Source organism: Pantoea sp. T14 (genome assembly GCF_036663535.1).
GTDB classification, from domain to species: domain Bacteria; phylum Pseudomonadota; class Gammaproteobacteria; order Enterobacterales; family Enterobacteriaceae; genus Pantoea; species Pantoea phytostimulans.
On the sequence record NZ_JAWUEB010000025.1, the window covers coordinates 223,280 to 249,104 of the forward strand.

Below are 25,825 nucleotides of genomic sequence, written 5' to 3' on the forward strand. Positions count from 1 at the left end.
TATGTTTATGAATATTGATTGGCAAATACTTGGCTTCGGTGATGAAGGTTGGGGCGGCGTGTTGCTTAACGCCGCCACGGTTACTGTCACTGTTTCTCTGTGCGCCTGGTTTCTGGGCGCTATTTTAGGCAGTTTACTGTGCTGGATGCAGATCGCCGGTTCGCGCTGGCAACAGCGGCTGGCAGCGGGCTACATCACAGTATTTCGTGGTGTACCTGAGTTGCTGGTGATCTACCTGTTCTACTTTGGTGGACGTCAGGTGGTTTCTTCTGTTGGCACCGCGCTGGGTTTTCAGGGGCCGTTCGACGTTAATGGTTTTATCGCAGGCGCAATTGCAATTGGACTGATTTCCGGGGCTTATCAGAGCAGCGTATTTCGTGGTGCCTTTTACGCTATTCCAAAAGGCACGCTGGAAGCCGCAACAGTGACGGGCATGGGACGCCTGATGATGTTCCGTAGAATGATCGTGCCACAGGCGCTGCGCACCGCGCTTCCCGGCATGGGAAATCAGTGGCAATCGGTGATTAAAGAGTCGGCATTGGTGTCGGTAACCGGTTTGGTCGAAACCATGAATCAGGTTTCCACCGCCGCTAACTCAACGCAGATGTCCTTCTTCTTCTACAGCGTAGGGGCCGTGATTTACCTGATAATCACCACCTGTTCAGACTTGGTTTTCCGCTACGTGGAAAAATTTGCCCTGCGCGGCCAACAGCGCGCGAATCTTTAAGGAGCCCACGTGGATTTCACTTTCTTGCAGGAAACGCTACTGGCGTTGCTCAAAGGATTGCCGCTGACCATTAATTTGGCGGTTCTATCCTTGCTCGGCGGCGCTATCCTGGCGCTGCTGCTTAATCTGCTGCGTCAAACGCACATCGGCAGTTACGTTTGCCGCTTCTACGTTTGGCTGTTTCGCGGCACACCGCTGCTGATCCAAATCTTTATGGTTTATTACGGCTTGGGCAGCTTACCCGCTATTCGTGAAAGTATTTTTTGGCCGTTGCTGCGCGATCCTTACTGGTGCGGATTACTGGCGCTGATCCTCAACGATGCGGCGTATACCTCAGAAATCTTGCGTGGCGGCTTGCGTGCCGTCAGCATTCAGTCACTGGAAGCGGCAAAAGTTTCTGGCATGTCGTCGCATAAAATCTTCACCCGCATCACGCTACCCATTGCCATTCGCCAGGCATTACCGGCCTACAGCAATGAGATCATCTCAATGATCAAAGCCACTTCGCTGGTCAGCACTATCAGCCTGATGGAGATGACCGGTATTGCGGATTCCATTGTTTCGTCCACTTTCCGCGCACTGGAAGTGTTCCTGAGCGCCGCCGTGATTTATCTGCTACTCACCATGCTGGTTAGCAAAGGCGTCTCAATGCTGGAACGACGTTTATCACCTTACTATTTTGGAGCGCGGTCATGACCAAACCCACGATTATGCTGAGTCATCTCAGAAAGAGTTACGCGGGCCATGAAGTGCTGCACGATATCAGCCTGACGGCACACGACGGTGATGTTATTTCGCTGATTGGCGCCAGTGGCTCCGGTAAAAGTACCTTGCTGCGTTGCATTCCTTTCCTGGAAGTGCCTCAGGCTGGTGAGATTTCGGTGGGCGATGAAATCGTCTCTATCGATAACACGGAGGAAAAGCTCAGCCGTGAGCAGCGTCGTCGCATCAAGCTGATGCGTATGCAGCTTGGCTTTGTGTTTCAAAGTTTTAATCTGTGGCCGCATAAAACCGTGATGCAAAATATTATTGAAGCGCCGGTGCATGTGCAAAAGCGCAGTCACAAAGAGGCAATTGAAGAAGCCGAAGCGTTGCTGCACAAAGTGGGCTTGTATGCAAAGCGCGATGCCTGGCCTTCACAACTTTCGGGTGGGCAACAACAGCGCGTTGCGATTGCGCGTGCGCTGGCGCAGCAACCAAAAGCAATCCTGTTTGATGAACCGACTTCAGCACTCGATCCAGAACTGGTAGGAGAGGTGTTGCGCGTAATCCGCAGCCTGGCGGAAGAGGGGCGCACCATGATCATCGTGACCCATGAAATGGGTTTCGCCCGCGAAGTATCGAACAAAGCGGTGTTTCTGCATCAAGGAATCGTTGAGGAATCTGGCGCACCGGAGCAGGTATTCCTCGACCCTGTATCGCCACGTTGTCGCGCCTTTGTAAACAGCCATTTCCAGCGCAACGCGGGATAACGTTCTTTTATTTGATTACGTTCATTCAAGGATGAGTGACGTTTTTAATCAGGATTTCCTTCACGTGCCCTTGACGAATCCCCGTCCTTAAAATAAAACTAGAACCCGTCAGGGGAGTCTCGCCGAAGAGACTGAGAGGCTAATAGCGCAATGCGCGGCTTAGCGACCCTTAGAACCTGACCCAGTTGATACTGGCGTAGGAAGACCTGGATCTCAGTGCGTTGAGCTCCTTGCCGCAAGGGCCGATCCGCACTGCTCTCGCCTTTTTTCCTTTCATGTATCACGGGTCTTCGCTGTTAAACGACGAGGCCAATGTGATGAACTCTCCCAATGTAACTGCTTTACTCGCAGCCTCCGCATCATGAGCCGCTGGTCGGTTTTAGGCAGCGGTGTGTCAGGTTTATGTGTCGCCACGCTGCTGGTCGAACAGGGTGAATCCGTCGAAGTGATCAGCAAAGAGGATTGTCTTCCGGCTTCGCATTGGGCTGGCGGCATGCTGGCACCTTGGTGCGAAGCTGAAAGCGCACCTCAAGCGGTTATCGATTGGGGACAGCATTCCGCTGCGTGGTGGTCAAAACGTGTTGATGGCGTTGAACATAACGGCACGTTAGTTATTGCGCCGCCGCGTGATAGCCTGGAACTGACGCGCTTCGCAAAAATGACGTCGGAGCATCAATGGGTTGCACCGGGCGAAATCGAACCTGCGTTGGAAAATCGCTTCGCACGCGGCTTGTTCTTTTCAGGCGAAGCGCACCTAAATCCACGTGATGCTATGCAGCAACTGTGCACAAAATTGCTGCAGGCCAATGTCTCTTTTCATAACGGCGAACCCAGCGGAAAAATCATTGATTGTCGCGGCATCCACGCTGCCGAAGACCAGCCTGCACTGCGCGCTGTGCGCGGTGAAATGCTGATCCTGCAAACTGATGAAGTTCAGTTCTCGCGCCCGGTTCGCCTGTTACACCCTCGATTCCCTTGCTATCTGGTGCCGCGAGCAGCAGGACGTTTTATGCTTGGTGCCACCATGGTGGAAAGTCATGACGACAGCCCAATCAGCGCGCGCGCCATGATGGAATTGCTTAGCGCGGCGTACACCCTTCATCCGGCACTGGCTGAAGCTCGCATTGTTGAAAGCGGCACCGGTCTGCGTCCCGCCTATCGCGATAACCTGCCTGAGGTTCGCTACCAACACGGCATATTTTCCTTAAACGGTATGTATCGGCATGGTTTTTTGCTGGCACCCATTATGGCTGAAAAACTGATGCAGCAACTGGCCCAGGAGGTTTTGTAATGCGTATTCAACTTAATGGTCGTCCGATCGAAACGGAAGCCAACACCTTGGCAGAACTGCTTCAAGAACAGCAGATAGATGCCAGCTGCGTCGCCAGCGCCGTGGACGGTGAATTTGTACCGCGATCTCGCTACGACGCTCAGCACATCACCGCAGGTTGTCAGCTAGAAATTTTGTCACCGATGCAGGGAGGTTAAGTATGTTTTACGATTTCCAACCCCAGTCGCGATTTTTACTGGGAACCGCCGGTTATCCGTCGCCTGATGTGCTAGCGCAAGCGATTAGCGCATCGGGCACAGAAATTATTACGGTTAGCCTGCGCCGCGAGGGCAGTGCAGGTGGTGCATTCCGTGAACTGTTGAAGTCGCTGAACACGCGAATTCTGCCTAACACTGCCGGTTGTCACACAGTCAAAGAGGCGGTAACCACCGCGCAAATGGCACGCGAACTCTTCAATACATCCTGGATAAAACTGGAGGTCATTGGGCATGCCGACACGCTGCAACCCGATCCTTTTGCTTTGGTCGAAGCCGCACGCATTCTTTGCGCCGACGGTTTCAACGTTTTCCCTTACACCACGGAAGATCTTATTGTTGGCGAAAAATTACTGGAAGCGGGCTGTGAATTATTGATGCCTTGGGGCGCGCCTATCGGTTCCGGTCAGGGATTACGCAATATCGAAGGATTGCGTTCTATGCGTGACTGGTTCAAGGGCATTCCGTTGATCATTGATGCCGGCATTGGCGCGCCGAGCCAGGCGGCACAGGCGATGGAAATGGGTTTTGACGGGATCCTGCTCAATACGGCTGTGGCAAAAGCACGCGATCCGGTGCGTATGGCGGGTGCGTTTGCCTCAGCAATCCATGCTGGCCTGGAAGCGCAGCAGGCAGGGATGATGGAACGCCGCGACATGGCAGCCGCTTCTACACCCATTTTCGGTTTGGCCGAGTTCAGTTGAGGATAAAAGATGAGTCGTTATCAGCGGCAATCAATGCTGCCGGAAATAGGCGATGCCGGGCAGCAGCGTCTGGCAAGCGCACGCGTGCTGGTGGTTGGTGCGGGTGGCTTGGGATCAACGCTACTGCCGCTGCTGGTGGGCGCTGGCGTAGGATTTATAAAGCTTTACGACGGTGACGTGGTTGAACTGCATAATCTTCACCGGCAAACGCTGTTTGGCATGGCAGATGTGGGTCACTCAAAAGCAGTATGCGCCCAGCGGGCGCTAGCGCAGCGCAATCCCGAATCGATTGTAGAAGCACATCCACACACACTGCGCGCCAGCATGATAAGTCATGCGCTTGATGGCATCGATATTGTGATCGACGCGGCTGATAATTTCGCTATTACCTATCAACTCTCTGACGTCTGCTATCCGCGCCATATTCCGCTGGTCTGCGCCTCGGTACTGGGCCGAACAGGTTATGTCGGAAGCTTCTGTGCAGATGCACCGAGCTATCGGGCACTTTTCCCTCAATTGCCTACTGCATCCGCCAACTGCAATACCGCGGGCGTAATGGGGCCAGCCGTGGCAACGCTTGGTGCATTACAGGCACAAATGGCGCTCAGCATCTTGCTGCAACTCAAGCCGTCGCCCCTCGGTTGTATGATCAAGTGCGATTTTGTCGAGTGGCACGTGAGGCAGTTCCGCTTTGATGATGCGGAGGAGCCGGCGCATCCCGGCGTGCCGTTTATCGACCTACAACTGCTTACGCCTGAAGATTGTATTATTGATCTGCGCAGTGTTATGGAAGCGCCAACCAGCATCGCTGACGACGTTCTGCGTCTGTTGCCTGATGAGCTTGCAGCCTGGCAGGCACCTGAAGAACAGCGCATTGTACTGGTGTGTGCCAGCGGAATGCGTGCGGCTAAGGCTGCGCAGGCACTGGAGCAACGTGGGCATTGCCGATTAGCAATAATTGCAGCGAATCAATGTTAAACATTGCGTGAGTAATGCGTGCATTAAGACCTGCATTTATCAGTAGAGACGCATTTAGCCGTGAATGTTATTTTCCCAATAGGGAAAGCTCTCCCTCCGCTTTGTTGCCGTTCATTGTCAATACGAAGAGTAGCGATGTTCTGTTGGTCGCGGATGAGTTCTAATAGCGGGCTGCCAGATAATGAAGATCGTGCATTGAAATTGATGCTGTTCACCAAGCCAACATGGCGCTTAACGGTTATTGGAATGGCGCTCAATCTGCGCTGCTACCCGCTTTCAGGGAGGGCATTAGCCTAAGCCTCAGAATCACACATAAAAAGGGTCAATTAATGAGGTTTAGCGTAACGTGAAAGTTTGCATAACATCACACTTATTTTCTAAACCTCATCGTGTACTTTTATCAATCCTGATCGGTGAATTTATACCACTTCAGTTAATTGAAAGGTCTCAAATACCAGTTCCATCTCAGGATGAAAACTGCCTTCGTTTTGGAAAAAGCGCTGATGCTCTTGCTTCCAGTGATCAAGGCTGAGATCGCCTTCGCCTTCCAGCATCGCCATTTCAGGCGTTACGCGATCAAAACGTGTCAGGAACAAGCCGGTAGTGCGAATAACACAGACCGGCTGATTATTGCCGTTGAGGATAATACTGTAGCTGCCAGGCTGCGGTTTGTGGTCATCTGCGTTCCAGGATTGCAAAGAGCCGCAGCTGGCGACCTTTTTACCGGCGATCACTAATGTAGCAAGCTGATTAGCCAATTCGGCTGAATCGCCAAACGGCCAGGCAAGGGCGTTGGGATATTTGATTTTTAATTGTTCGAGCGTCAATGCCATCGCTGAATCCTTAAGTTTAGGGCGTTGAATTATGCGCCCATTATCAACAATCTTGGTGATAATGGGCAGCATTGATTAAGCCAGGATGCGTTTAGCCCAGTCAGTAATATCATCACCGCTGCCGATATCGGGCTGCACCAAGCCGTTGATCATAAAAGTGGGTGAAACATGGATGCCGTTCTGTCGTGCATATTTGCAATGCCATTTGATCTCGGTTTGCAGATCGGCGCGCGCGAATACCTCATACGCATCAATTCCGCTGTAATCTTTCAGGCGAGCAAGAATCTGATGAGGCGTAGCATCCATGTTAGGACCGCTACAATGATCGGTAAATTCAAATTCTTCCCGATGATCGGCAACGGCTTTCATCACTGCTTTTGCTGCTTCTTTACCCTGAAAAGAGGCCGCCAGAATGTAGCGCACAATCACGCCTGAAAAGAGATGCCAGGGCTGTGACTGTAAGCGAATTTTCAGTGTCATTTTCTCCTCACCCACTTCGCTCAGCAGCGCGTCAAATTTGTTAAAAGCGCGGACCGAGAAAGGGCAGGTAGGTTCCAGAAACACTTCAAAAATGTGGGGGCCGTGGCCCCAAACCAGCGGATCGGCAGAGAGTGTGGCATTCTGGCTCATGATTTTTCCTTTATTTAAGGGAGGATGAAAAGCAGACGTATCAACAAATCTTAGTCGTATCAGCCCGTTAAGTTTACTGCAGATCTGTTACAAGAATTTTAGCGCTCGCTTTATCGTGACTAAAAGTCAGGTTTAAAACAGGACAAAAGGCGTTAAAAATCGGTAAACTCAGCGGCTTTAAATTTATGCCTTTGCATCCCGGCGACAGCAGCCAGAAGCGTCTATAGTTATTGCCATACTTCTCTGCTTTTGCGTTGCAGGTTTTCTGCAGCGAATTTTTATGTTCATTTGCCCGGAGCCAATAAGCCTTAAAAGAGGTTAATTTTGCACACAGATCTGTCCTGGAAAACCCTCCATCACATCATTAATCAGACCATCGCTGACATGCTAGATGAACATCAAACATTGAACGTGTTGTCATTGCGCGCCAAGCTGCGTGAACTGGCAGAGATCGAAGATGATGAAACAATGGTGCTGTGTTACTGGCAGGCGAGCAAAATATTGATGCGATTACCCGCCACGGTAACAGCCAGCCAATTAATGAGCGCGGCGCGACATGCGTTTCGAACGCCGCTGAATCACGATCTGCTGTGATCTTATTTTCATGGGGCACGATGCGGCAAGTGGATGCGGCACAAAATCCGTTAATGTGACGCATTTACAGCAGTTTATGACCTGTTCTTCAGGTTATGCTTTACCTATTTCCGCATTAAAGGATGTTCCATGTCGCATTTCCGCCCGGTGGCGTTAGAACACGCCAGCCGTCTGCTTAATCACGGACCTACGATTCTTATTACCAGTCAAGATCCCACATCACAGCGCCGTAATGTCATGGCTGCGGCCTGGTCTACGCCGGTTGAGTTCACCCCGCCGCGCATCGCTATTGTGGTAGACAAAGCAACCTGGTCCCGCGAGCTGATCGAATCAGGTGGCGCCTTTGGCATTTGCGTGCCGGCAGCCGCATTCGTCGATCTCACGTATGCCGTGGGTAGCGTATCAGGACGCGATAAAGATAAATTCAGCGATTTTACTCTTCAGGCCATTAAGGGACCGCAACTTGGCGTGCCATTACTGGAAGAGAGTTGTGTCGCCTGGCTTGAATGCCGTCTGCTGCCAGAAACAGAAGCGCAACAGGCGTATGACACTCTGTTTGGCGAAGTGGTCGCAGCGGCGGCTGACAGTCGAGTTTTCTTTGACGGGCGCTGGCATTTCAATGCTGACAACCGTGATTTACACACATTGCACCATTTGGGTGGTGGAAAGTTCGTGACAGTAGCGAACATGCTTACGGCAAAAGCCGATTTCTAAACAGAGGTAATCTATGACAGTTAAAAGCTATGCTGCGATGCAAGCCGGTCAGGCACTTGAACGATACGACTACGATGCAGGCCCACTTGATGCAGAAGATGTTGAAGTTGAAGTGGAGTATTGCGGCGTATGCCATTCCGATTTATCGATGATCGATAACGAATGGGGCGCGTCTACTTATCCTTTGGTAGCGGGTCATGAAGTGATTGGTCGTGTTGTTGCGCTGGGTGACAGTGCAAAAAACAAGGGACTGAGCCTTGGTCAGCGTGTTGGCATTGGCTGGCTCGCAAAAAGCTGTCAGCACTGCGACGCGTGTATCAATGGCGAGCAGGTAAATTGCCAGAAGGGTAAAGTCTCTACGATCAACAATCATGGTGGTTTTGCCAGTTCGCTGCGCGCTAACTGGCAATGGGCTATTCCGCTGCCAGAAAAACTGGATGTCGCAACTGCGGGACCTCTGCTGTGTGGCGGCATCACCGTATTCAAACCGCTGCTGATGCATAACGTCTCTGTTTCCAGCCGCGTAGGTGTGATCGGCATTGGTGGATTGGGTCATATCGCGATTAAAATTTTGCGTGCGATTGGAGCCGAAGTTACTGCATTCAGTTCATCAGCCAGCAAGACGCAGGCAATTCTGGACATGGGTGCGGATCATGTTGTGAACAGCCGCGATCCAGAAGCCTTAAAAGCGCTGGCAGGCCAGTTTGACCTGATTATCAGTACGGTGGCGGTTGACCTTGATTGGCAGCCATACTTCAATGCTCTGGCACCGAACGGCAAGTTCCACACCGTGGGTGCAGTAATGAAGCCATTCGAAGTGCCTGCTTTTAGTCTAATTACTGGCGACCATGCGGTGACGGGTTCGTCAACCGGATCGCCGGGTCAATTGCGTAAACTGTTGAAACTGGCTGGACGCGCTAATATTGCGCCAACAGTGGAATACTTCCCCATGTCAAAAATCAACGACGCGCTGGATCACCTGCGTGCCGGTAAGGCCAATTATCGTATTGTCCTCAAAGCTGATTTTTAACGTCAGGCGCGCCTTTTGGCGCGCCAATTTCCTCTCTCTCCTCCTCTGCTTTTTCAATTCTCTGTTAAAATTGAACACGGCGATAAAATAGTGATACTGCGCACTCATGCCATTGCAGGAAGCACCTACTGGAGAAACTATGCTGTGGATTTGGAATGCCTTGATTGTATTGGTTACTGTCGTAGGCATGGAAATTGCTGCCGCGCTGGCGCATAAATACATCATGCACGGCTGGGGTTGGGGTTGGCATCTGTCGCATCATGAGCCGCATAAAGGCTGGTTTGAGCTCAACGATCTTTACGCAGTTGCCTTTGCCGGCTTGGCAATTTTGCTGATTTATCTGGGAAGTGAAGGGATGTGGCCGCTGCAGTGGATTGGCGCAGGAATGACGCTGTACGGCATTATGTATTTCATTGTTCACGATGGTTTAGTGCATCAGCGCTGGCCGTTCCGTTATGTTCCACGCCGTGGTTACTTCAAACGTTTATATATGGCGCACCGCATGCATCATGCTGTGCGCGGTAAAGAGGGCTGCGTTTCGTTTGGTTTCCTCTATGCGCCGCCGCTGTCTAAATTGCAGGCGACACTAAGAGAGCGGCACGGTAAGAAATCTAATGCGGACGCTGCCAAAGATGAGCAGGGCGCGGCGGCGAAGTCATCATCCGAGACATAACCGCCTGACCTGAAGCCGACACCAGCAACGCTAACTTCTCGGGCTTGCTGGTGGACTGGCGACGATCCCACGCCTTTTTGCCCGCCTGATTCACTTTGACCCCAATTTTGCGATAAACCCCTTTTGCTGTCGCAATCGCCCAAGCTGAACGCAGTGGCAAGCCCGCTAATCCAGCGGTTGCCGAATGATAATAAGGTTCCGCTTCTTTGACTAAGCGCCTTGCGACCCGGCTTAATGCCTGACGATTTTCTGGAGCGGCATAGTTAATGCCGTTTAAACCCACTTGCTGCAACCACTGTTCGGGTAAATAACAGCGGCCGACTTGCGCATCATCAACTATGTCACGCGCAATATTAGTGAGCTGAAACGCCAGCCCCAAATCGCAGGCGCGATCCAACGTCGCGGCGTCTCGTACCCCCATAATCTGCGCCATCATCAATCCCACAACGCCCGCCACGTGATAGCAATAACGCAGCGTGTCATCGAATGTTTCATAGCGCACTTCACGTACATCCATGGCAAAGCCTTCGAGATGATCAAAAGCATAAGCAGGTAAAATATCGTGCGCCATTGCGACTTCTTGAAACGCCGCAAAAGCGGGCTCATGCATTTGCGATCCGGCATAGGCTTGACGCGTTTTAACTTCAAGCTGGGCTAAACGTTGCTCTGGCGTTTGCAATGAGACGATGTCTGAAGCGAAGCCCAATTGCTGATCGTCAATCACATCGTCGCAATGACGGCACCAGGAATAGAGCATTAATACGCTGCGACGGGTTTTGGTATCAAATAGCTTTGACGCGGTTGCAAAGCTTTTCGAGCCTACTTCCATGGTTTCCACCGCGTGGTCGAGTAATGACGGATTATTCATGCCAGATCCTCCAGCATTAACCCTGCGGTGGCTTTGGCCGACCCGATGACGCCAGGAATGCCTGCACCTGGATGTGTACCGGCACCCACCAAATAAAGATTATGCAAATGCTTATCGCGGTTGTGTGGGCGGAACCAGGCGCTTTGCGAAAGAATCGGCTCAACTGAAAACGCCGAACCTTGATAAGCGTTTAATTCGTCGCGGAAGTCGAAAGGGGTGAACATGCGATGCGTCACTAACTGGCTGCGCAGCCCCGGCATGTAGTGCTGCTCAAGGTAGTCAAAGATGCGATCGCGCAGGCGTGGGCCTTCTACCGACCAGTCGAGATTGGCTGTTCCCAGATGCGGTACCGGCGCTAACACGTAGTAACTGCCACAACCCGCTGGCGCAAGCGACGGATCGGTGACGCAAGGCGCATGAAGATAAAGCGAAAAATCCTCAGCTAAGCCGTCATGATTAAATATCTCATCAATCAATTCGCGATAGCGCGGGCCGAAACAGACGGTGTGATGCGCCAACTGATCGTGATGGTGATTTAAGCCGAAGTAGAGGACAAACAGCGAGTTGCTCATGCGTTTGCCCTTAAGCGAACGGGCCTGCGCAGTTGAACCCGCATGCTCGCTGAGCAAGTCATTGTAGGTATGCACCACATCGGCATTCGACGCGACGGCACGCGTGGGGAATACGCGACCATCCTGCAAATGTACCGCTTTGACGTTTTCGCCTTCAGTTTCTAACCGGCTGACTTTTGCATTCAACGCGACTTCACCGCCCAAATCTTCGAACAATTTCACCATGCCATTGACCAGCGCGCCGGTGCCGCCGCGCGGGAACCAGACACCCCATTCACGCTCAAGTGCATGAATCAACGTGTAAATCGAGGAAGTGGCAAAAGGATTTCCGCCTACCAGCAATGAGTGGAAGGAAAAAGCCTGCCGCAAATGTTCATCTTCGATATAGCTTGCGACTTTGCTGTAAACGCTGCGCCAAGCCTGCAAACGCGCAAGCTGCGGCGCGGCGCGGATCATGTCGCGGAAGGATAAAAACGGCACCGTCCCGAGTTTCAGATAACCTTCTTTAAAAACGGCGCGGGAGTAATCCAAAAACTGGCGATAACCTTCGACATCACGCGGATTAAATTGCGCTATCTGCTGCTCAAGCTGCGCCTGATCGTTGTCGTAGTTAAAAATGTTGCCATTTTCCCAACACAAACGGTAAAACGGCGCGACCGGCAGCAGATCGACATACTCTTTCATCTGTTTGCCAGCCAGCGTAAACAACTCTTCTATCGCGCTGGGATCGGTGATTACCGTTGGCCCGGCATCAAAAGTAAAGCCGTGATCCTGATAAACGTAAGCGCGACCGCCAGGCTTGTCGCGCTGTTCAAGTAAAAGGGTAGGTATACCTGCCGCCTGAAGGCGAATAGCCAATGCGAGGCCACCAAAGCCTGCGCCAATTACTGCAGTTTTTTTCATCGTATCGCTCGTAGACGGGAAGGTGTAGTCAAAATAGCCTGCAAAGCTGCCACGACAGGGACCGGCGGTTTGCCACTAAGAATGCGTGCCATATCGGGCAAGGTTAATTTTCCCGCATAAAAGCGGGCAATAAGGCCATCCGGTAATCCGTAAAAACGCTGCATCACTTTCCAGCGCTGATCAGCCGGTCCAGCTAAAAACAACATGCGATTCAACATGCGAAAGAAACGCTGTTTCTGCCAGGCTTCGTGGGCAAAGTGGCGGATGAGATCCTGTAGCGATGAAGCGGAAAAGCGGCTGCTTGCAGCAATACGATCGGCCAGGGCGACAGCCAGCGGCAGGGAGTAACCGGTGGTGGGATGAAAAAGACCGGCACGTAATCCTGAACAGGCCAGCGGACGTTGCTGCCAAAATGCCTGGTGATCACCGGTCAGCGTAATGGGCAACGCGCCTTGCTCTTCGCGCATTAACCGATCAAGCTGCCAACCCTGTTGCGCTGCGTAAGCGCTGATGTGCTGGCGCGCCTGCGGAGCGTTTAACGTCGCGTTATCGATGTAATGCGTATCTTCAATCAGCAATCGGGTTGCAGAGAGCGGCAAGGTATAAACAAAGCGATAGCCTTGCTGCTGGTCAACTGTGGCGTCCATGATGATTGGCGCCGTTAAGCCGTGCTGTTGCTTAAGCTGCCATTCCTGACCGACAAAAGCCTGAAAACCAACCAGCAGGGCGTCATCCGGCTGGTAGCCGCGCCCGTCAATCACCGCATCGGCGGTAATCATACGTCCATCTTCGAGTTGCACACTCACCGGCGTGATTGCCGTCACCTGAGTGTGCGTCAGCAAGTTGTCTCTAAATCGCTCATACAGCACGCGGGCAAAATGCTGTGAGGTAGCACAAAAATAGCCGCTGTTAAGACGGCGAGTGCGTTGCGGAAACCGCACGTGATAGTGCGTCCAGGAGTGAGCAATCAGCGGAGCGATCCAGCGATGCTGTTCCGGCGTGAGATCGTCGGCATGAAAGGACCAGGTATGATTGCCACCCGCTTGCTGTTCACTTTCAATCAGCAACAGCGAAAGTTCAGGATGCGTCTGCTGTAAGCGCAGTGCAATCAAGCCGTTTGCTAATCCAGCGCCAACAAAAATAAGGTCATAATGCGGTTGCATACAGGCTTCCTTTAAATGCGGGATGCAACACCGGACGGCGCGTGTTGACTGCCTGTTCAATAATGGCCGCCGCGGTTTCACTTCCGCCCGCCTGGCGCAGCGCGGGCTGTAACGTGCGCATGCGCTGACGATAGTGATCGTTACTCAGCAGCGAACGCAGTTGGCGCGCCATTGCATGGCTGGTGGTGAAGCGTGAAGCGCTTCGTCCAATGCCGTGATAAACAATGCGTGAGGCAACACCGGGCTGATCAAACGCCAGCGGCAACGCCAACAGCGGCGTGAGATGATTTACCGCATCCAACACAGTGTTGAGTCCGCCATGGCTAATCACCACTTGCGCTTGTGCCAGAGCCGCCGACTGATCGGCAAAATCCACGACGCGCGTATGGCTGTTATGCGCCAGCTTTTCCGCCTGAAAAGGTGAAAGGCGACCGCAATGTGCCAGCAGCAGCTGTGCATCCACTTCCTGACAGGCGCGCGCAATGGTTTTAAATAAGCCATAGCGGTGGCCTTGCAACGTGCCCAGCGAGGCAAAAATGCGCGGCTTGTCGTTATCATCAAAATAGTTTTCAGCGGATGAAGTGGATTGCGTAAGCGAGCGTAGCGGGCCGACGGCGTGGAAAGTCTCGGGCAGGGCATAACGCGGAAAATCGAGCTCTGGGATCAACTGGCTGATTTGCGCCAGCGGGGATAAACATTCGTGCAGCTTATTTCGCGGCGTCAGGCCGAAATTGTTGGCATGTTGAGCAATCACGCGATCGTGACGACGCATCAACCAGTCATATATTTTCTCGCTGGTGGCATAGCGCTCTTTGGCATAGTCATCATTTTTGTAATCAAACGGCATGACGGCCAACGGCAAATCGGCTTCACGATTCAGCGGTAATGCGCAGGCAACCGAAACGAAAGGCAACCCCAGCGCTTCTGCGGCTAAAGCACCGGCAGGTTCCATCTGATCAACGATCACACCATCAACCGCTAATGCAGTTAGCGCAGCAGGCAATTCCCGACACAACATATCGGTAGTACGGGCCATTTCAGTGATCAGGCGCAGCATGGAGGGGCCAAGAGGATGCGCCGCCAGTTTTAAGGTGTGCGCCAGGCTACCTGCGGGATGGCTAGTCAATCCAACAGGACGGAACTGAATAGTGGGCGTGCTAACTAAAGTCTGAACGTCAATTTGATTGATAAAGGTCACGCGGTGGCCTCGCGCTATCAACGCGTGTGAGACATTTTGCAAGGCTTGCACATGGCTATAGAAAGGCGGCGAAACGACCGCGAAGTGACTCATGCAGCATCCTTAGCTGACAGCAGCGAGTTTTTTCTCGAACCAGCTTTGAATAAAATGTTGCGTGGCATAACCATTCTGGCAAGCCGCTTCAAGATGCTGATTGGCACGATGCAGATGATCGCGTAAACGATTCTCCACCGCTTTCGCGCCCAACATATTCACCAGCGTCGATTTCCCGGCATCTTTATTACAATCCTTGCCGGTATTCGTCATGCCATCGGCAAGATCATCAAGTAGCTGAAACGCCTGCCCAAGATCGAGTGAGAAGCGATGCAGCTTTTCACGCGCTTCTGAGGAAGCATTCGCAACGATTGATGCCATCTGCATCGAGGCGCAAAACAGGGTGCTGGTTTTGAATTGATTGGTCATCAAAATGGCATCCGCATTGCGCGGTTTGTCACCCTCTGAGAGATCTTTAAACTGACCTTGCACCAAGCCTTGCAACCCAACAGCGTGAGACAATTCTGTCACCGCCTGATTCTTCGCATTGGCGGGTAAGCCTTCCGCGCAGGCGATCACACCAAAGGCTTTACTGAGCAGCGCAACCGCAGCCAAAATCGCCACATGTTCGCCAAACTGGCAATGAATAGTGGGTTGGCCGCGTCGCATTTGCGCATTATCCATGCAGGGCATGTCGTCGAGGATTAACGAGGCTGCATGAACCATTTCAATGGCGCAAGCCAGATCCAGCAGTCCACGATGACTCAGATCACAGCCCAAATCGCGTGCAGTTAACAGCAGAAGCATGGGGCGAATACGTTTACCGGGCGCTAAAGTGCCCTCGCGCATTGCCGCACCAACGCAATCGCGCTCACCGTCTACCGGTAAAAGTTCATCAAGACGCAGTTCAATATCGCTCAATAGCATTGAAATATCGCTGTGAGGATAATTGACCTGTTTTTCTGCACAAGCCGTCATTAAGGCTGTCCTTATTAGCAGATGAATGCACAGCAAGTCGAAACAAAGTCGATGCCATATTCATAGTATGTTTACTGCCACATTATGGTTGGCAGGTATTCAAGGCACGGTGGTCAAAAACCACATAATCAATATTAGTTGAGGATTAATAAAAGGTGGGGAATTCAGAAACATTCATCGATTCTTTACCAAAAATTTAACGTTTCTGAGCCGATGAAATGCAGCCAATTATCCGAGCAGCGTTCGCAATTCACTCATCACATGAATAACTTCCTGTGAAGTTAATGCGCCATCTTTTGCAAAGCGCACAATGCCATGTTGATCAACCACAATGACTGTTGAACCTTGCGGTTTCAGCTGCCATGTATGCTGCGCAACACCGCTGTTATCAATAATAAATTGCTGCCACGGGGTCGATTTCTTACTGGATTCAATACTGCGCACCACAAATATGCCACTGCCTGGCAGCACATCATCGGTATTGACGATGGTGGTGGTTTGGAAAGTGTTACGCGGTAAAGCGGCGTGTTCTAATGCGCTGATCAATCCTGCCGTTTGCTCCTTTGCCGATATCCTTCCTGCGACATGAATAATCAAACGCACTTTACCGGTCAGCGCCTGACTACGCCATTTTTGATAATTCAGTTTCCCTTGCTGCATTACCATTTCACCTTTATCGGCGATAAAGATTGAAGGCACCGGCTGGCCAAGCATCACGTTATGTGCGTTGGCTAATGAAGAAAATAGTGTCAGTGATATCAATGCAGAACGTAGCAAGTGAGCCTCTCATTTCTTGGATATTGATGGCTATCAGCGTAGCAACTTTTTGAATCGGCGGACGCTTTGTCGCTTAACACTGTTTCAGATCAATAAATGAACCGAGAAATAACTCAAAAATGCCTTATTACCGAAAAAAAAGGAGGCGAAAATGCGTAGCGGCTTGATGACGTTGAATGAGATGGCGCGCTATATCGGTGTTTCTTCACCGAGATTGGTCAGAGCAATGTGTAATCGCGGAACGCTGGCCGGCATTCCCTTACCCCAGGCAACGGAGTCGGCCCCTTTGGCTCAGCGACACTGGCGCCGCGAAGAGGTGCGGCAATTTAAGCATGCGTTACAGCGCGCAAAGGCGGCGCAATATGATGAGGGGATCAACTAAAAACAGGGGAAGGCGATATACAGCCTTCCCGTGATGGTGTTAGAAGTCGTATTGCAGTGACAAGCGATTCTGCCAGAAATCTGAGTCATACAGCGGCGAAGTCTGTACTCCGGCAAAATCGGTCAGGCTCAAGCCTTTTAATACGCCAGTAAAGTTCCAGGTGAAATAAACCAGGTATTCTGACTGATTGATGCTGGAGGAGTCCGCAGCCGGTTTAAGATCCATAAAGGAATAACGCGAGCCAATCGACAGGTTTTCATTCATGACGTAGTTCACGTCCGTTGACCACGCATTGCCACTGCCTAAATCCTGGGTGCTGGTAAAGAAGGGTTGTGCGAAGTAGGGGCCAGACGAGGTATTGTGCGCGTAAGGTGTCACCAGCGAACCGTTATTCCAGCTGTCACCGCTGGCAGCGATGTGGTCATAGCCCAATTTCCAGCTCAGTGATGGCGTAAAGCTCAGCGCCAGCTGTGCACCGTAAGAGGTGCTGTTGACTTCGCCCGCCAGCGCTTTACCTTGGCTGGTGCCACGAATAACTTGCAGGCCAAAATCAGGCTGGAAGGTCGCTTCTTGCCAGCGTAAATGGCTTTCACCGAATACGATGCGAGAATAGTCCGCGTACTCTTCATACCAAAGTTGACCGCTTAAGGTTTTATCGTCCCATTGCGTAGCGCGTCCGCCGCCAATGCCCCACATGCCGTTGGTGCGTTCATCTACATCGGTGTATGCGGTGCTGTCGAGAAACTGGTCGTCTCCCCACGGTTTATAACGCCAGACTTTGGTTGCATGCAGGAAGTTTTGCTTGTCGCCATAATGCGCATCAACGCCGCGAAAAAGTATCGGCGTTATTCGCCAGTCATAATCACCGACAAAAGGAATATCGATGCGTTGATCGCCCGCGGTTATTTTAAAGTCATCTTTCTGCCAGCTTAAATAAGCTTCACCGACATTGGTTTGATTATCGCCAATATCACTAATGGTATGCGCTTCATCTGGATGATCAATTCCGCGTAAAAATATTCCGCTAACGCCCGCCTGGAAACCATAAAATGGGGCGGTTTCATATTTCAAACTGCCACCGTAACTCACAGTGTCCTGATTAAAACCTTTAGAGAAATAAGCATTGTGGGTTGAATAGTAAAGCGTGCGCAGGCTGCCGCTTACCGTGCCGCAGGTAAATATGTCGGTAAAGTTGTCAACGCCGCTGGTGCCATATTGGCAACTTGAGTCAATATTACTTTGCGTAGCGGCCATCGCTATGGAGGTGAACGGAAACAACAATGCCGCAAATGAAAGCGTTTTTAAGTGCATTTTCCTGAACCTTTTCCTGTCTAAAATAGAGCAAAGCCCGCCCGTCTGCTTATTAATGCAGCAAGCGGTAGATTATTTATGATTAATTATACTGCGGTAACGCCGTTTATTTTAACGTCGGGCAGCGTCTCACGAACGTCCCAACCACGCAGTTTACCCGGATTAAGTAAATTATGCGGATCGAATGCGCGTTTCATTGCAACAACATCGGGGCGAATCATCCCTTGTTTACCCTCTTCAATATGCAGCACGTGAGGATTATTAATCTTCACGCCGTTATCGCGGTAAGTTTGCATTATATTGTTAAGACGATGTTCATCGCTATAACGCACCAAAGGTAAGCCGCTGCACGTTAGTGCGCCATTCATGTCGCGCAAAAATTCTATATGCGAAATGACCTCGCCATTTAAGCACTGCTCCATATCCAGCACCTGTTGCAGATAGTTGTCTGGTGCATAGGCGGTTTGCAGATAGGTCAGACTCTTATCGATCTTCAGTGCCTGTAAGGTCGTGTGATTCCAGCAATATTCGATCAGTGAATGGCCTTCATGCTGGTCATCGCTGTAACGCAGCACGGACTGTCCAGCATGCTGCGTTAATAAAGCGGGCAACAATGCGTCACTTTCACTGCCGACGACTGAAATCACCACATGCTTGCCTGATATTTGCTCAGGCGCGAGATCGGTAAAATAATCGGCGATAGGTGCTGCCATCACCGCAATTTGGCGTTTAACCAAGCCCGGTGAGCGGGCGAGCGCATCCGCAAACGCCATTGCGCTGGCGAAATCGCTGAAACTATCCAGCCGTTCGATCCAGTGATGGCAGGGCGCCAGCGCCAGTTCAATCTCCAGCACAATACCGTTGCTGCCGTACGCGTGATGCAACAGCATGGCTTCAGGCGCCTTCAGCGTGATAATCCGTGGCGTCTCTTCCATGGTCATTATTCGCACCGAGAGCACGTTGCCTGGTGCAGCCAGCGGACCGTAATTGATGGAGCCGACGCCGCCAAAGCCGCCGCCAAACAGACCGCCAAGCGTGGCTAAGCGCCAGGTTGATGGCATGCAGCGCAGTTCCCAACCAAACGGACGCGTATAGGCTTCGAGATCGCCAAGCCGAATACCCGCTTGCGCCCGCACGCTGCCTTTACCCATTTCCACCACCGCGTTCAGCTTCGTAATATCAACCATCACGCCGCCGTGGAGCGGAATCAGTTGACCGTAATTGCCCGTGCCGCCGCCGCGAATATTTAAAGGCAAACGTTGTGCAGCGCAGGCAGCTACCACCGCCGCCAGCTCTTCCTCATCACGCGGACGCACCGCCAGTTCGGCAAATTTATCGTCCAACAGATTTTTAAGGATTGGGCTGAACCAATGAAAGTCTCGCGACAGACGTTTTACCTTGGGGGCCTCTTTAATCCAATCGAGCGCAGGCAACGCCGCGACCACCGCAGACAGCGCGGATTGACGAACAGAATCAGACATTATGCATTCCTGTGGTAAGTAAATTAGCTGTGGCTGAGTTCGCTCTCATGCCAGGCGGCCAGTACGCGACGCGTAAGCCATGACATCACGGCAAACAACAAAAACCCCGCCAGTGAAATCAATAACAGCGCAGCAAACATCAGCGGAATATTGAGTTGATAACCGGCCTGCAATATCTGATAAGCCAGACCCGTATCGGTGCCGCCGGTACCTGCGACAAATTCAGCCACAACCGCACCAATCAACGACAAACCGCTGGAGATGCGCAAAGCACCGAAGAAATAGGGCAACGCGGAAGGAATGCGCAGACGCAGCAGAATCTGCATACGCGAAGCGTGATTAAGCTGGAAATAGCTCAGCAACCCCGGCGAAACGCTACGCAAGCCTTGTGTGGTGTTGGAGATGATAGGGAAGACCGCCATCAAGGTGGCGCACACCACCAGCGACAAGGTGGTGTCTTTCACCCAGATGATGATCAATGGCGCAATCGCCACAATCGGCGTCACTTGTAAAAAAACAATGTAGGGGAAGAGCGCGGTCTCGATAAAACGGTTCTGCACCAGTAAAAAGGCGATCACCGAGCCAATAACTATGGCCACAGCAAACGAAATCACTGTGATCTTCATGGTGTAGAGCAGCGACATAAACAGCGAAGGGAAATTCTGCATCAGGCTCTGCGCCACCACCAGTGGCGAGGGCACCAAAAACACCGGTACTTGCAGAGCGGTGACCAGCCATTGCCATAGCAGTAATATTGCCACCGCCATCAACAGTGGATAAAACAGTTTTTGAAATGACTGGCGTGCAGCAAACGGGGTTTTCATGATTTGCTCTCCTGGCTGGCATTGAACAAGCCGCGCTGAAGCTGTTGGGCATACAGCGTGAATGGCTGGCTGACCCGGAATTCATCATCACGGGGGAAGGGCGCATCGATGGCAATGTCATCAACGACGCGACCAGGTCGCGCCGCCATCATGATGACTCGCTGCGACAGAAATACCGCCTCCTGAATCGAGTGGGTGACGAACACCACCGTCAAGTTTTGCTCTTGCCACAGTTGCAGCAGATCGCTATCAAGTTTGTTGCGGGTGATCTCATCCAAGGCGCCAAAGGGTTCATCCATTAGCAACACTTTGGGCCGCGTTACTAAACCGCGCGCAATGGAGACGCGCATCTGCATACCGCCGGAAAGCTCACGCGGCAAAACGTGACCAAACTGGCTCAATCCCACTAACTCAAGGATTTCTTTCACCCGCGTGTCCGCTTCCGGGCGCGGCACACCGGCTAAATCCAGCGGCAAACGCACATTCTTATGCACGTTATTCCATGGCATCAGCGTCGCTTCCTGAAACACGAAAGAGAGCGGTAAATCTCGCTGCTTTTCTCGGCGGTCGCGGCGAAAAAGCATCAGCTTACCGTCGCTGGGTTCAATCAATCCGGCGATCATTTTAAGTAAGGTACTTTTGCCGCAGCCGGATGGCCCGAGCAGGGTGACAAATTCCCCCTGACGAATGGTCAAATCAACCGGCAGCAATGCACGCGTGCCGTTGGGATAAATCTTCTCAGCGGAGAGCACGTCAATCGCCGGCGGCGCGCTTGCACCGGGTAGCGTTACCGGCGCGTTGTCGCTGCTCATCAAGGTCAATCGGCTGGCTTTATTCATGGCATGACCTTGGCGTCTTGGATGAACGTCAGGTTGTAGCTTCCCTCAAACGGGACTTTCGCCGGATCGATCAGTTTATTCTCAACCAGCAGCTGATAGGTCTGTTTCAGACGCGATTCGGTCATGATACCGATGCCCTGAGTTTGCGCATCACCGCCGGTTAGCATCTGATATTTCTTCATCTGCGCGAGACTGAAAGCGATCTGGTCATCACCCATATTTGGGTTCTCTTTCTTGATCAGCACATTGCCCGCACTAGGATCTTGCAGGTAGTTTTTCCAGCCCTGCATCGAGGCTTTAACAAAGGCCGCTACCACCTGCGGACGCTTCTCAACTGTTGATTTCATACAAACAATGCTGTTGCCGTACGGCGGATAACCCCACTCGCTGATCGGATAAACGTTGGCTTGTGCCCCGGCTTTTTGTACTGCAAAAGGTTCTGAGGTCAGATAGCCTTGCTGCACCAGCGTTTTATCGGCTAAGAACGGCTGAATACTAAAGGTATAAGGGCGGGCGCGGGCCGCTTTCAGGTTGAGCGCACTCTGCGCCCAAGGCCAGTAAGAGGTATACGCTTCTGAAGCCAGCAAAAAGGTTTTGCCTTGCAGATCGGCCTGACTTTTCACATCAGGATGGGTAATAAATACAATTGCCGAATGCTGAAAGGTGGTGGCAACCGGCATCGCTTCAACGCCAGATTGCCAGGATTGCAGCGCCTGCATGTTATCGCTGATGATGCAATCCGCCTGGCCTGCTGCCATCAACTGCATGGTATGCACTTGCGGCCCGCCCATTTTCAGGGTGACGTCTAATCCGGCATCGCGGTAAAGATTCTGCGCCTGCGCCTGATAAAAACCGCCATGCTCAGCTTGTGCATACCAGTTCGTCATAAATGTGAATTTTTCTGCGGCCATGCCCGGCGCGGAAAGGGCCACGGAAAGTGCTGCGACAAGGCTCAATGTTTTTTTCATACCCAATCCCCGATTATTGTTTTAACAGTGATGCTGCATCGTTATGGTCTAACACTTTGCCGTGCCAGTGCGCTTTTCCCCATGCAGGCGCTTCACGCGTTATCCACTGCATTTCATGTACTTCAGTGATCACTTTGGCCCAGCTCTCAGCCAGCGAATCGAGAATGGCTGCGCCTTGTTCGGGTGTAGACGGCAGCGGATCGCCAATCACGCCACTCGGGCCAAAATCGTAAGAAACCCAAGCCGCCATCGGTTTGGTGCTGGAAAGCGTTGGGCAAGGGAATTCAGGGGGATAATTGCTGACCGCTTTTTCCATCTGTACCGTTTCTGGTGCCAGCGCCAGCATCAATGCGGTTTCAGCATGGCCGGCGTGCATCGCCATTTGACGCTCTTTATCGTCCATAAAACTTTCGGCGCAGTTTGGCACTTTGAAGGTGTCTTGCATGATGATGATCATATCGCCATGGCGCAGTCGCAGTTCGCGCGCCGCCATTTGCAGCGGTTGCGGCTGGCCGCCATGTCCGTTGACCATCAGAAATTTGCGGAAACCGGCGCGATAAATCGATTCGCCGATCTCTAAAATAGTGTGCAGCAACGTTTCGCCGGTCAACGTTAAGGTGCCGGGAAAATGCAGGTGTTCGTCAGATTTGCCGTACGTAATGGGCGGAATGGCAAATGCCGGTATCGATGCGGGCAAGCGCGCTAACGCGTGACCCACCACACCAGACGAAATTACGCTGTCCACCGCGCAAGGCAGGTGCGGCCCGTGCTGTTCAATGGCACCGGTCGGCAACACAATCACAGTGTTTTCTTTATTCGGCAGTGCTGCGATGTCGGTCCAGCTGAGAAACGGCAAAAAGCGGTTGGCCGGAATGTAACCATTAAGCATTTCAAATCCTCGTGTTATTGCGGCAACCACGCCGTGGCTTCAACTTCAATCAGCACATCGGGGCTGGGTAGCATTTCACTGACCTGCACTACGGTAGAAACCGGTGCATCACTAAAAAACAGTTTCCGTACCCGGCTGTAATGCGGGAAGTGGTCGAGATTGCGGAAATATTGCACCAGCTTGAAAACGTCGCTCATCTGGCCACCGGCACTTTCGATGGTGGTGCGGATGCTCTCCAGCACGTACCAGCTTTGCGCCAGGATCGGCCCCTCTTTGGCATCGGTAGAGAACTCTCCGCTGCGACCCAAACGTTGCTGCGCAGCGGCAGGAATGTCGTCGTAGCCGCGAACAATCAATCCGCGTTGCGGATTAACCGGAATGATGCCGGAGAGAAAGATGTAATCACCCGCGCGTCGCCACGCGGCATAGTGGGCCAGCGGTTTACCCGCACCTTCATCAAGCGCCATCAACAGGTTCTCCAGCGGAAAGGGAATGAACGACGCCATTAACCAGTCGGTAGCGCTGGCGCTGGCGTAGTGGCCAGCTCGCGAGGTCGGCGTCGGGGAAAATCAATAAGTCATGCGTGAACACAGGCGCATTGGCGTGTAACGCAGTACGGCGGCAAATCAACGCGGAAGCCTGATCAAAGGCGTCACTGAGTTGTGCGCTTAATAATCCGCTGAACAGCGTGTCGAGCGGGTCGTAACTGCCGAATGGACAAAAGGCGTCCTGCACATTGTCAGCGCCCAGCAGCAGCGGGATGTCTCGCGTCATCGCCTCTTTAATCAGGGTTAAACCGCGCTGGCGCGGCGTGCGGTCAGGCACCGCATCCTGCAATAGCAGATTGGTGGCTGGCAGGGCGATCAACGTGACGTTATGGTGTTTCAGGATATCGAGCGTGGCTTCGCCGTCGGCCTGATGCGTTAACGCACAGCCGTGGCTACAGGTGATATGTCCGCTAAAAGGATGTTGTTGCAGATACGCTGCCAGCCAGCGCAAACCCTGAGCGCCTTCTGTTAGCTCCTCATCAATGTGCAGATCGATGTCGAGTTGCCAGCGTTCTGCTGCCTGCATCAACTGCAAGAAAGCCTGTGAATCCCAATTGCTACTATGAATAAACCCACCCAGCAAAGCGCCGCTACTGCCAGCAACCTGGCGGGCAATTTCCTCGGCATCCTCGGCATGCGCAAACAGCGGCAGAGGCACCAACGCTACGCGCTCAATGGTGCAAAGTGGATGCAGCAACTTGCCAACCACTTGCCAGGCAGGCGGAGCATCTGTTGTAAACCAATCGATGTGTGTGCGAAGTAAACCTACACCCGCTTCAACCGCCCACTGCAACGCCTGACTCGCTCGTAGGTGAATATCCTCAGACGTCCAGCTGGTGCGATCCTGGTGCATCGCTTCAATCGCTGCCAGCAAGCCGGGACGCTGCGCCGGGCTGCGTTGTACGGTAAAAGTTTTATCCAGATGCGCGTGCGGTTCGATCAGCGGCGGCAGCACCAGCGCGCCATTCAGCGCCAGGTAATTGTCGCGAGAAACGGTGTCATCAGGCGTGATTTTTACGCCGCTATCCTGAAAGTGCAGCGTTGCACGCTGCGGCTGATTGCCCTGCATCGGCCAGCTTTCAGGTAACAGCCAGCGGGGCAAACGTGCGCCGGTCACGCCGTTGAACGGGCTCATAAGTCCAACACCAACAGGGGAGAATGTGAACGCGAACAGCAGAGCACGATGCAGTCGTTGGCCGCTTTTTGCTTCATATTCAGGACATCGTCGCGATGATCGGGCTGACCCGCTATTACCCGCGTTACGCAGGTACCGCACATGCCTTGCTCACAGGAGAGATCGATCTCAATGCCTTCACGCTCAAGCACCTCGGCAATGCTTTCCTCTTGCTTGATCGTGAACCGTGCGCCGCTGGAGGCAATTTCAACATCAAAGCTGTCGGTGTTAATCGGTTGAGTGACCGTGCTGGGCTTGAAGCGTTCGGTATAAAACTGGTCACTGTTCCAGCCATATTGCTGGCTGAGGCGCTGCAAATTTTGCATAAAACCTTCCGGGCCGCAGGCAACAATGACGCTGTTTTCAATAAACAGCAGATCATCGGGGATGTGCTGGCGCAAACTTTCGTTTTCACTGGAGAAGTGATAAACCACGCGATCGCCCAACGATTTCAGACGCGCAGAAAACGCCAGCTCATCACGATTTTTCAGGTAGAGATGCAAGGTGAAATCCGCCGCGCGAGCGGCCAGCGCTTCAGCCATCACCAGTAATGGTGTTAATCCAATGCCAGCCGCGAACAGCAGCGTGCGCGATGAAGTCGGTAACGGAAAATGATTGCGCGGCGCGGAAATGGTCAGGCTGTCGCCTTGATTCAGCTGATGATGCAGCCAATGCGAACCGCCGGTGCTGGCAGCATCGAGGCGGACGCATATTTGATATTCATCCTCTGCTTCAGCCGCAGAACAGAGTGAATACTGGCGCTTGCCGCAGAGCGGGATCGCGACATCAATGTGCGCGCCCGGCGTATAAGAGGGTAACGCCAGCGCATCGGCACGTTTGAGGGTCAATAACAGATTGCCTGTACCGTTGAACTGCTTTGCGATGACGGTGACGGCGAAAGTCTCTGCCTGCTTCATGGTAAACCTGTACGCGATAGGGCGCGTCGGCCTGCAATATCGCAGTGTGCGCCACTGTTTTTATCATGACTGCGATTATTATTTTGCCGCAGTGTGAGCG

General features: G+C 52.4%; 29 protein-coding genes and 1 riboswitch. Of the genes, 12 read left to right on the forward strand and 17 right to left on the reverse strand.

All coding sequences use genetic code 11. From position 1 onward, the window contains the following. Window position 1 precedes the first annotated feature (1 nt). The 7 genes from SC127_RS13860 to SC127_RS13890 all read left to right on the forward strand — a co-directional run bounded on the left by SC127_RS13860 (window position 2) and on the right by SC127_RS13890 (window position 5,426). On the forward strand, window positions 2-727 hold the full coding sequence (locus SC127_RS13860) for an ABC transporter permease (RefSeq protein ID WP_332626937.1): 726 nt from the start codon (window positions 2-4) through the stop codon (window positions 725-727). A 9-nt stretch (window positions 728-736) separates the two neighbouring features. After that, window positions 737-1,423: an ABC transporter permease gene (locus SC127_RS13865; RefSeq protein WP_243079275.1), complete on the forward strand. Its 687-nt coding sequence runs from the start codon at window positions 737-739 to the stop codon at window positions 1,421-1,423. Then, complete coding sequence (locus tag SC127_RS13870; RefSeq protein WP_243079274.1) at window positions 1,420-2,199, forward strand: ABC transporter ATP-binding protein; 780 nt, start codon at window positions 1,420-1,422, stop codon at window positions 2,197-2,199. Before SC127_RS13865 ends, SC127_RS13870 begins: the two co-directional genes overlap by 4 nt. A gap of 100 nt (window positions 2,200-2,299) precedes the next feature. Then, window positions 2,300-2,419: riboswitch (TPP riboswitch) on the forward strand. A gap of 141 nt (window positions 2,420-2,560) precedes the next feature. Further along, window positions 2,561-3,490, forward strand: coding sequence for an FAD-dependent oxidoreductase (locus SC127_RS13875; RefSeq protein ID WP_332626938.1), 930 nt, complete (start codon window positions 2,561-2,563; stop codon window positions 3,488-3,490). Next, the gene (gene thiS, locus SC127_RS13880) at window positions 3,490-3,687 is read left to right on the forward strand and encodes a sulfur carrier protein ThiS (RefSeq protein WP_215848542.1); all 198 of its coding nucleotides are present in this window, start codon (window positions 3,490-3,492) and stop codon (window positions 3,685-3,687) included. Before SC127_RS13875 ends, thiS begins: the two co-directional genes overlap by 1 nt. Before the next feature lie 2 nt (window positions 3,688-3,689). Continuing rightward, entirely contained in the window at window positions 3,690-4,448 is a 759-nt protein-coding gene (locus SC127_RS13885; protein ID WP_332626939.1) for a thiazole synthase, read from the forward strand. Window positions 4,449-4,457: 9 nt separating this feature from the next. Next, window positions 4,458-5,426 carry a HesA/MoeB/ThiF family protein gene (locus SC127_RS13890; protein ID WP_332626940.1) on the forward strand — a complete coding sequence of 323 codons (969 nt, stop codon included), beginning with the start codon at window positions 4,458-4,460 and terminating at the stop codon, window positions 5,424-5,426. 419 nt (window positions 5,427-5,845) lie between these two features. On the opposite strand, the gene SC127_RS13895 is transcribed toward SC127_RS13890, so the two are convergent. Both SC127_RS13895 and SC127_RS13900 read right to left on the reverse strand, forming a co-directional pair. Continuing rightward, the gene (locus tag SC127_RS13895; protein WP_215848545.1) at window positions 5,846-6,259 is read right to left on the reverse strand and encodes an ASCH domain-containing protein; all 414 of its coding nucleotides are present in this window, start codon (window positions 6,257-6,259) and stop codon (window positions 5,846-5,848) included. A gap of 75 nt (window positions 6,260-6,334) precedes the next feature. After that, window positions 6,335-6,889, reverse strand: coding sequence for a DsbA family protein (locus tag SC127_RS13900; RefSeq protein WP_215848546.1), 555 nt, complete (start codon window positions 6,887-6,889; stop codon window positions 6,335-6,337). Window positions 6,890-7,213: 324 nt separating this feature from the next. On the opposite strand from SC127_RS13900, the gene SC127_RS13905 reads away from it, so the two are divergent. The 4 genes from SC127_RS13905 to SC127_RS13920 all read left to right on the forward strand — a co-directional run bounded on the left by SC127_RS13905 (window position 7,214) and on the right by SC127_RS13920 (window position 9,900). Beyond that, entirely contained in the window at window positions 7,214-7,483 is a 270-nt protein-coding gene (locus tag SC127_RS13905; RefSeq protein ID WP_332626941.1) for a hypothetical protein, read from the forward strand. A 129-nt stretch (window positions 7,484-7,612) separates the two neighbouring features. Further along, complete coding sequence (locus SC127_RS13910) at window positions 7,613-8,197, forward strand: flavin reductase family protein (protein WP_243079270.1); 585 nt, start codon at window positions 7,613-7,615, stop codon at window positions 8,195-8,197. Between the two features lie 13 nt (window positions 8,198-8,210). Next, a complete protein-coding gene (gene ahr / locus SC127_RS13915; RefSeq protein ID WP_332626942.1) occupies window positions 8,211-9,227 on the forward strand; it encodes an NADPH-dependent aldehyde reductase Ahr in 1,017 nt (338 codons plus the stop codon). Window positions 9,228-9,366: 139 nt separating this feature from the next. Next, window positions 9,367-9,900, forward strand: a complete 534-nt coding sequence (locus SC127_RS13920; protein WP_215848550.1) for a sterol desaturase family protein — start codon at window positions 9,367-9,369, stop codon at window positions 9,898-9,900. Here the strand turns inward: SC127_RS13920 and crtB are convergent. From crtB to SC127_RS13950, 6 genes are all read right to left on the reverse strand, one after another. Further along, window positions 9,839-10,768 carry a 15-cis-phytoene synthase CrtB gene (crtB, locus tag SC127_RS13925; RefSeq protein WP_215848551.1) on the reverse strand — a complete coding sequence of 310 codons (930 nt, stop codon included), beginning with the start codon at window positions 10,766-10,768 and terminating at the stop codon, window positions 9,839-9,841. The genes SC127_RS13920 and crtB overlap by 62 nt on opposite strands. After that, window positions 10,765-12,243, reverse strand: a complete 1,479-nt coding sequence (locus SC127_RS13930) for a phytoene desaturase (protein ID WP_215848552.1) — start codon at window positions 12,241-12,243, stop codon at window positions 10,765-10,767. The genes crtB and SC127_RS13930 overlap by 4 nt, the downstream gene beginning before the upstream one ends. Beyond that, the gene (gene crtY, locus SC127_RS13935; RefSeq protein ID WP_332626943.1) at window positions 12,240-13,406 is read right to left on the reverse strand and encodes a lycopene beta-cyclase CrtY; all 1,167 of its coding nucleotides are present in this window, start codon (window positions 13,404-13,406) and stop codon (window positions 12,240-12,242) included. Before crtY ends, SC127_RS13930 begins: the two co-directional genes overlap by 4 nt. Further along, window positions 13,390-14,697 carry a glycosyltransferase gene (locus SC127_RS13940; protein ID WP_243079267.1) on the reverse strand — a complete coding sequence of 436 codons (1,308 nt, stop codon included), beginning with the start codon at window positions 14,695-14,697 and terminating at the stop codon, window positions 13,390-13,392. Before SC127_RS13940 ends, crtY begins: the two co-directional genes overlap by 17 nt. 9 nt (window positions 14,698-14,706) lie before the next feature. Next, window positions 14,707-15,615, reverse strand: a complete 909-nt coding sequence (locus SC127_RS13945; RefSeq protein WP_409075998.1) for a polyprenyl synthetase family protein — start codon at window positions 15,613-15,615, stop codon at window positions 14,707-14,709. Window positions 15,616-15,843: 228 nt separating this feature from the next. Further along, window positions 15,844-16,392, reverse strand: coding sequence for a YtfJ family protein (locus SC127_RS13950; RefSeq protein ID WP_243079266.1), 549 nt, complete (start codon window positions 16,390-16,392; stop codon window positions 15,844-15,846). 151 nt (window positions 16,393-16,543) lie between these two features. Here SC127_RS13950 and SC127_RS13955 point away from each other — a divergent pair, with 151 nt between their 5' ends. Further along, window positions 16,544-16,774, forward strand: coding sequence for a hypothetical protein (locus tag SC127_RS13955; RefSeq protein ID WP_332626944.1), 231 nt, complete (start codon window positions 16,544-16,546; stop codon window positions 16,772-16,774). Between the two features lie 39 nt (window positions 16,775-16,813). Here SC127_RS13955 and SC127_RS13960 read toward each other — a convergent pair whose 3' ends face one another. From SC127_RS13960 to SC127_RS14000, 9 genes are all read right to left on the reverse strand, one after another. Continuing rightward, complete coding sequence (locus SC127_RS13960) at window positions 16,814-18,085, reverse strand: TonB-dependent receptor (RefSeq protein WP_332626945.1); 1,272 nt, start codon at window positions 18,083-18,085, stop codon at window positions 16,814-16,816. 86 nt (window positions 18,086-18,171) lie between these two features. Continuing rightward, window positions 18,172-19,566, reverse strand: coding sequence for an FAD-binding oxidoreductase (locus SC127_RS13965; RefSeq protein WP_332626946.1), 1,395 nt, complete (start codon window positions 19,564-19,566; stop codon window positions 18,172-18,174). Between the two features lie 23 nt (window positions 19,567-19,589). Beyond that, entirely contained in the window at window positions 19,590-20,390 is an 801-nt protein-coding gene (locus SC127_RS13970) for an ABC transporter permease (RefSeq protein WP_215848559.1), read from the reverse strand. After that, window positions 20,387-21,229: an ABC transporter ATP-binding protein gene (locus tag SC127_RS13975; RefSeq protein ID WP_243079261.1), complete on the reverse strand. Its 843-nt coding sequence runs from the start codon at window positions 21,227-21,229 to the stop codon at window positions 20,387-20,389. The genes SC127_RS13970 and SC127_RS13975 overlap by 4 nt, the downstream gene beginning before the upstream one ends. Beyond that, window positions 21,226-22,197 carry an ABC transporter substrate-binding protein gene (locus tag SC127_RS13980; RefSeq protein ID WP_215848561.1) on the reverse strand — a complete coding sequence of 324 codons (972 nt, stop codon included), beginning with the start codon at window positions 22,195-22,197 and terminating at the stop codon, window positions 21,226-21,228. Before SC127_RS13980 ends, SC127_RS13975 begins: the two co-directional genes overlap by 4 nt. Window positions 22,198-22,210: 13 nt before the next feature. Then, window positions 22,211-23,086 (reverse strand): creatininase family protein, encoded by an 876-nt coding sequence (locus SC127_RS13985; RefSeq protein ID WP_332626947.1) that lies wholly within the window; start codon window positions 23,084-23,086, stop codon window positions 22,211-22,213. A gap of 14 nt (window positions 23,087-23,100) precedes the next feature. After that, complete coding sequence (locus SC127_RS13990; protein WP_215848563.1) at window positions 23,101-23,553, reverse strand: RidA family protein; 453 nt, start codon at window positions 23,551-23,553, stop codon at window positions 23,101-23,103. Further along, window positions 23,543-24,769, reverse strand: coding sequence for an amidohydrolase family protein (locus SC127_RS13995; RefSeq protein WP_332626948.1), 1,227 nt, complete (start codon window positions 24,767-24,769; stop codon window positions 23,543-23,545). The genes SC127_RS13990 and SC127_RS13995 overlap by 11 nt, the downstream gene beginning before the upstream one ends. Further along, window positions 24,766-25,725 carry a PDR/VanB family oxidoreductase gene (locus SC127_RS14000; RefSeq protein ID WP_332626949.1) on the reverse strand — a complete coding sequence of 320 codons (960 nt, stop codon included), beginning with the start codon at window positions 25,723-25,725 and terminating at the stop codon, window positions 24,766-24,768. Before SC127_RS14000 ends, SC127_RS13995 begins: the two co-directional genes overlap by 4 nt. Window positions 25,726-25,825: the final 100 nt, after the last annotated feature.

Bases quoted from the DNA above. Each gene is read 5' to 3' on its own strand.
- SC127_RS13920 (WP_215848550.1), top strand. From the start codon at position 9,367: ATGCTGTGGATTTGGAATGCCTTGATTGTATTGGTTACTGTCGTAGGC.
- SC127_RS13995 (WP_332626948.1), bottom strand. From the start codon at position 24,769: ATGAGCCCGTTCAACGGCGTGACCGGCGCACGTTTGCCCCGCTGGCTG.
- SC127_RS13970 (WP_215848559.1), bottom strand. From the start codon at position 20,390: ATGAAAACCCCGTTTGCTGCACGCCAGTCATTTCAAAAACTGTTTTAT.
- SC127_RS13940 (WP_243079267.1), bottom strand. From the start codon at position 14,697: ATGAGTCACTTCGCGGTCGTTTCGCCGCCTTTCTATAGCCATGTGCAA.
- SC127_RS13975 (WP_243079261.1), bottom strand. From the start codon at position 21,229: ATGAATAAAGCCAGCCGATTGACCTTGATGAGCAGCGACAACGCGCCG.
- SC127_RS13885 (WP_332626939.1), top strand. From the start codon at position 3,690: ATGTTTTACGATTTCCAACCCCAGTCGCGATTTTTACTGGGAACCGCC.
- SC127_RS13955 (WP_332626944.1), top strand. From the start codon at position 16,544: ATGCGTAGCGGCTTGATGACGTTGAATGAGATGGCGCGCTATATCGGT.
- SC127_RS13890 (WP_332626940.1), top strand. From the start codon at position 4,458: ATGAGTCGTTATCAGCGGCAATCAATGCTGCCGGAAATAGGCGATGCC.
- SC127_RS13895 (WP_215848545.1), bottom strand. From the start codon at position 6,259: ATGGCATTGACGCTCGAACAATTAAAAATCAAATATCCCAACGCCCTT.
- crtY (WP_332626943.1), bottom strand. From the start codon at position 13,406: ATGCAACCGCATTATGACCTTATTTTTGTTGGCGCTGGATTAGCAAAC.
- SC127_RS13910 (WP_243079270.1), top strand. From the start codon at position 7,613: ATGTCGCATTTCCGCCCGGTGGCGTTAGAACACGCCAGCCGTCTGCTT.
- SC127_RS13945 (WP_409075998.1), bottom strand. From the start codon at position 15,615: ATGACGGCTTGTGCAGAAAAACAGGTCAATTATCCTCACAGCGATATT.
- SC127_RS13990 (WP_215848563.1), bottom strand. From the start codon at position 23,553: ATGGCGCTTGATGAAGGTGCGGGTAAACCGCTGGCCCACTATGCCGCG.
- thiS (WP_215848542.1), top strand. From the start codon at position 3,490: ATGCGTATTCAACTTAATGGTCGTCCGATCGAAACGGAAGCCAACACC.
- SC127_RS14000 (WP_332626949.1), bottom strand. From the start codon at position 25,725: ATGAAGCAGGCAGAGACTTTCGCCGTCACCGTCATCGCAAAGCAGTTC.
- SC127_RS13965 (WP_332626946.1), bottom strand. From the start codon at position 19,566: ATGTCTGATTCTGTTCGTCAATCCGCGCTGTCTGCGGTGGTCGCGGCG.
- SC127_RS13900 (WP_215848546.1), bottom strand. From the start codon at position 6,889: ATGAGCCAGAATGCCACACTCTCTGCCGATCCGCTGGTTTGGGGCCAC.
- SC127_RS13980 (WP_215848561.1), bottom strand. From the start codon at position 22,197: ATGAAAAAAACATTGAGCCTTGTCGCAGCACTTTCCGTGGCCCTTTCC.
- SC127_RS13960 (WP_332626945.1), bottom strand. From the start codon at position 18,085: ATGCACTTAAAAACGCTTTCATTTGCGGCATTGTTGTTTCCGTTCACC.
- SC127_RS13870 (WP_243079274.1), top strand. From the start codon at position 1,420: ATGACCAAACCCACGATTATGCTGAGTCATCTCAGAAAGAGTTACGCG.
- ahr (WP_332626942.1), top strand. From the start codon at position 8,211: ATGACAGTTAAAAGCTATGCTGCGATGCAAGCCGGTCAGGCACTTGAA.
- SC127_RS13875 (WP_332626938.1), top strand. From the start codon at position 2,561: ATGAGCCGCTGGTCGGTTTTAGGCAGCGGTGTGTCAGGTTTATGTGTC.
- SC127_RS13860 (WP_332626937.1), top strand. From the start codon at position 2: ATGTTTATGAATATTGATTGGCAAATACTTGGCTTCGGTGATGAAGGT.
- SC127_RS13985 (WP_332626947.1), bottom strand. From the start codon at position 23,086: ATGCTTAATGGTTACATTCCGGCCAACCGCTTTTTGCCGTTTCTCAGC.
- crtB (WP_215848551.1), bottom strand. From the start codon at position 10,768: ATGAATAATCCGTCATTACTCGACCACGCGGTGGAAACCATGGAAGTA.
- SC127_RS13930 (WP_215848552.1), bottom strand. From the start codon at position 12,243: ATGAAAAAAACTGCAGTAATTGGCGCAGGCTTTGGTGGCCTCGCATTG.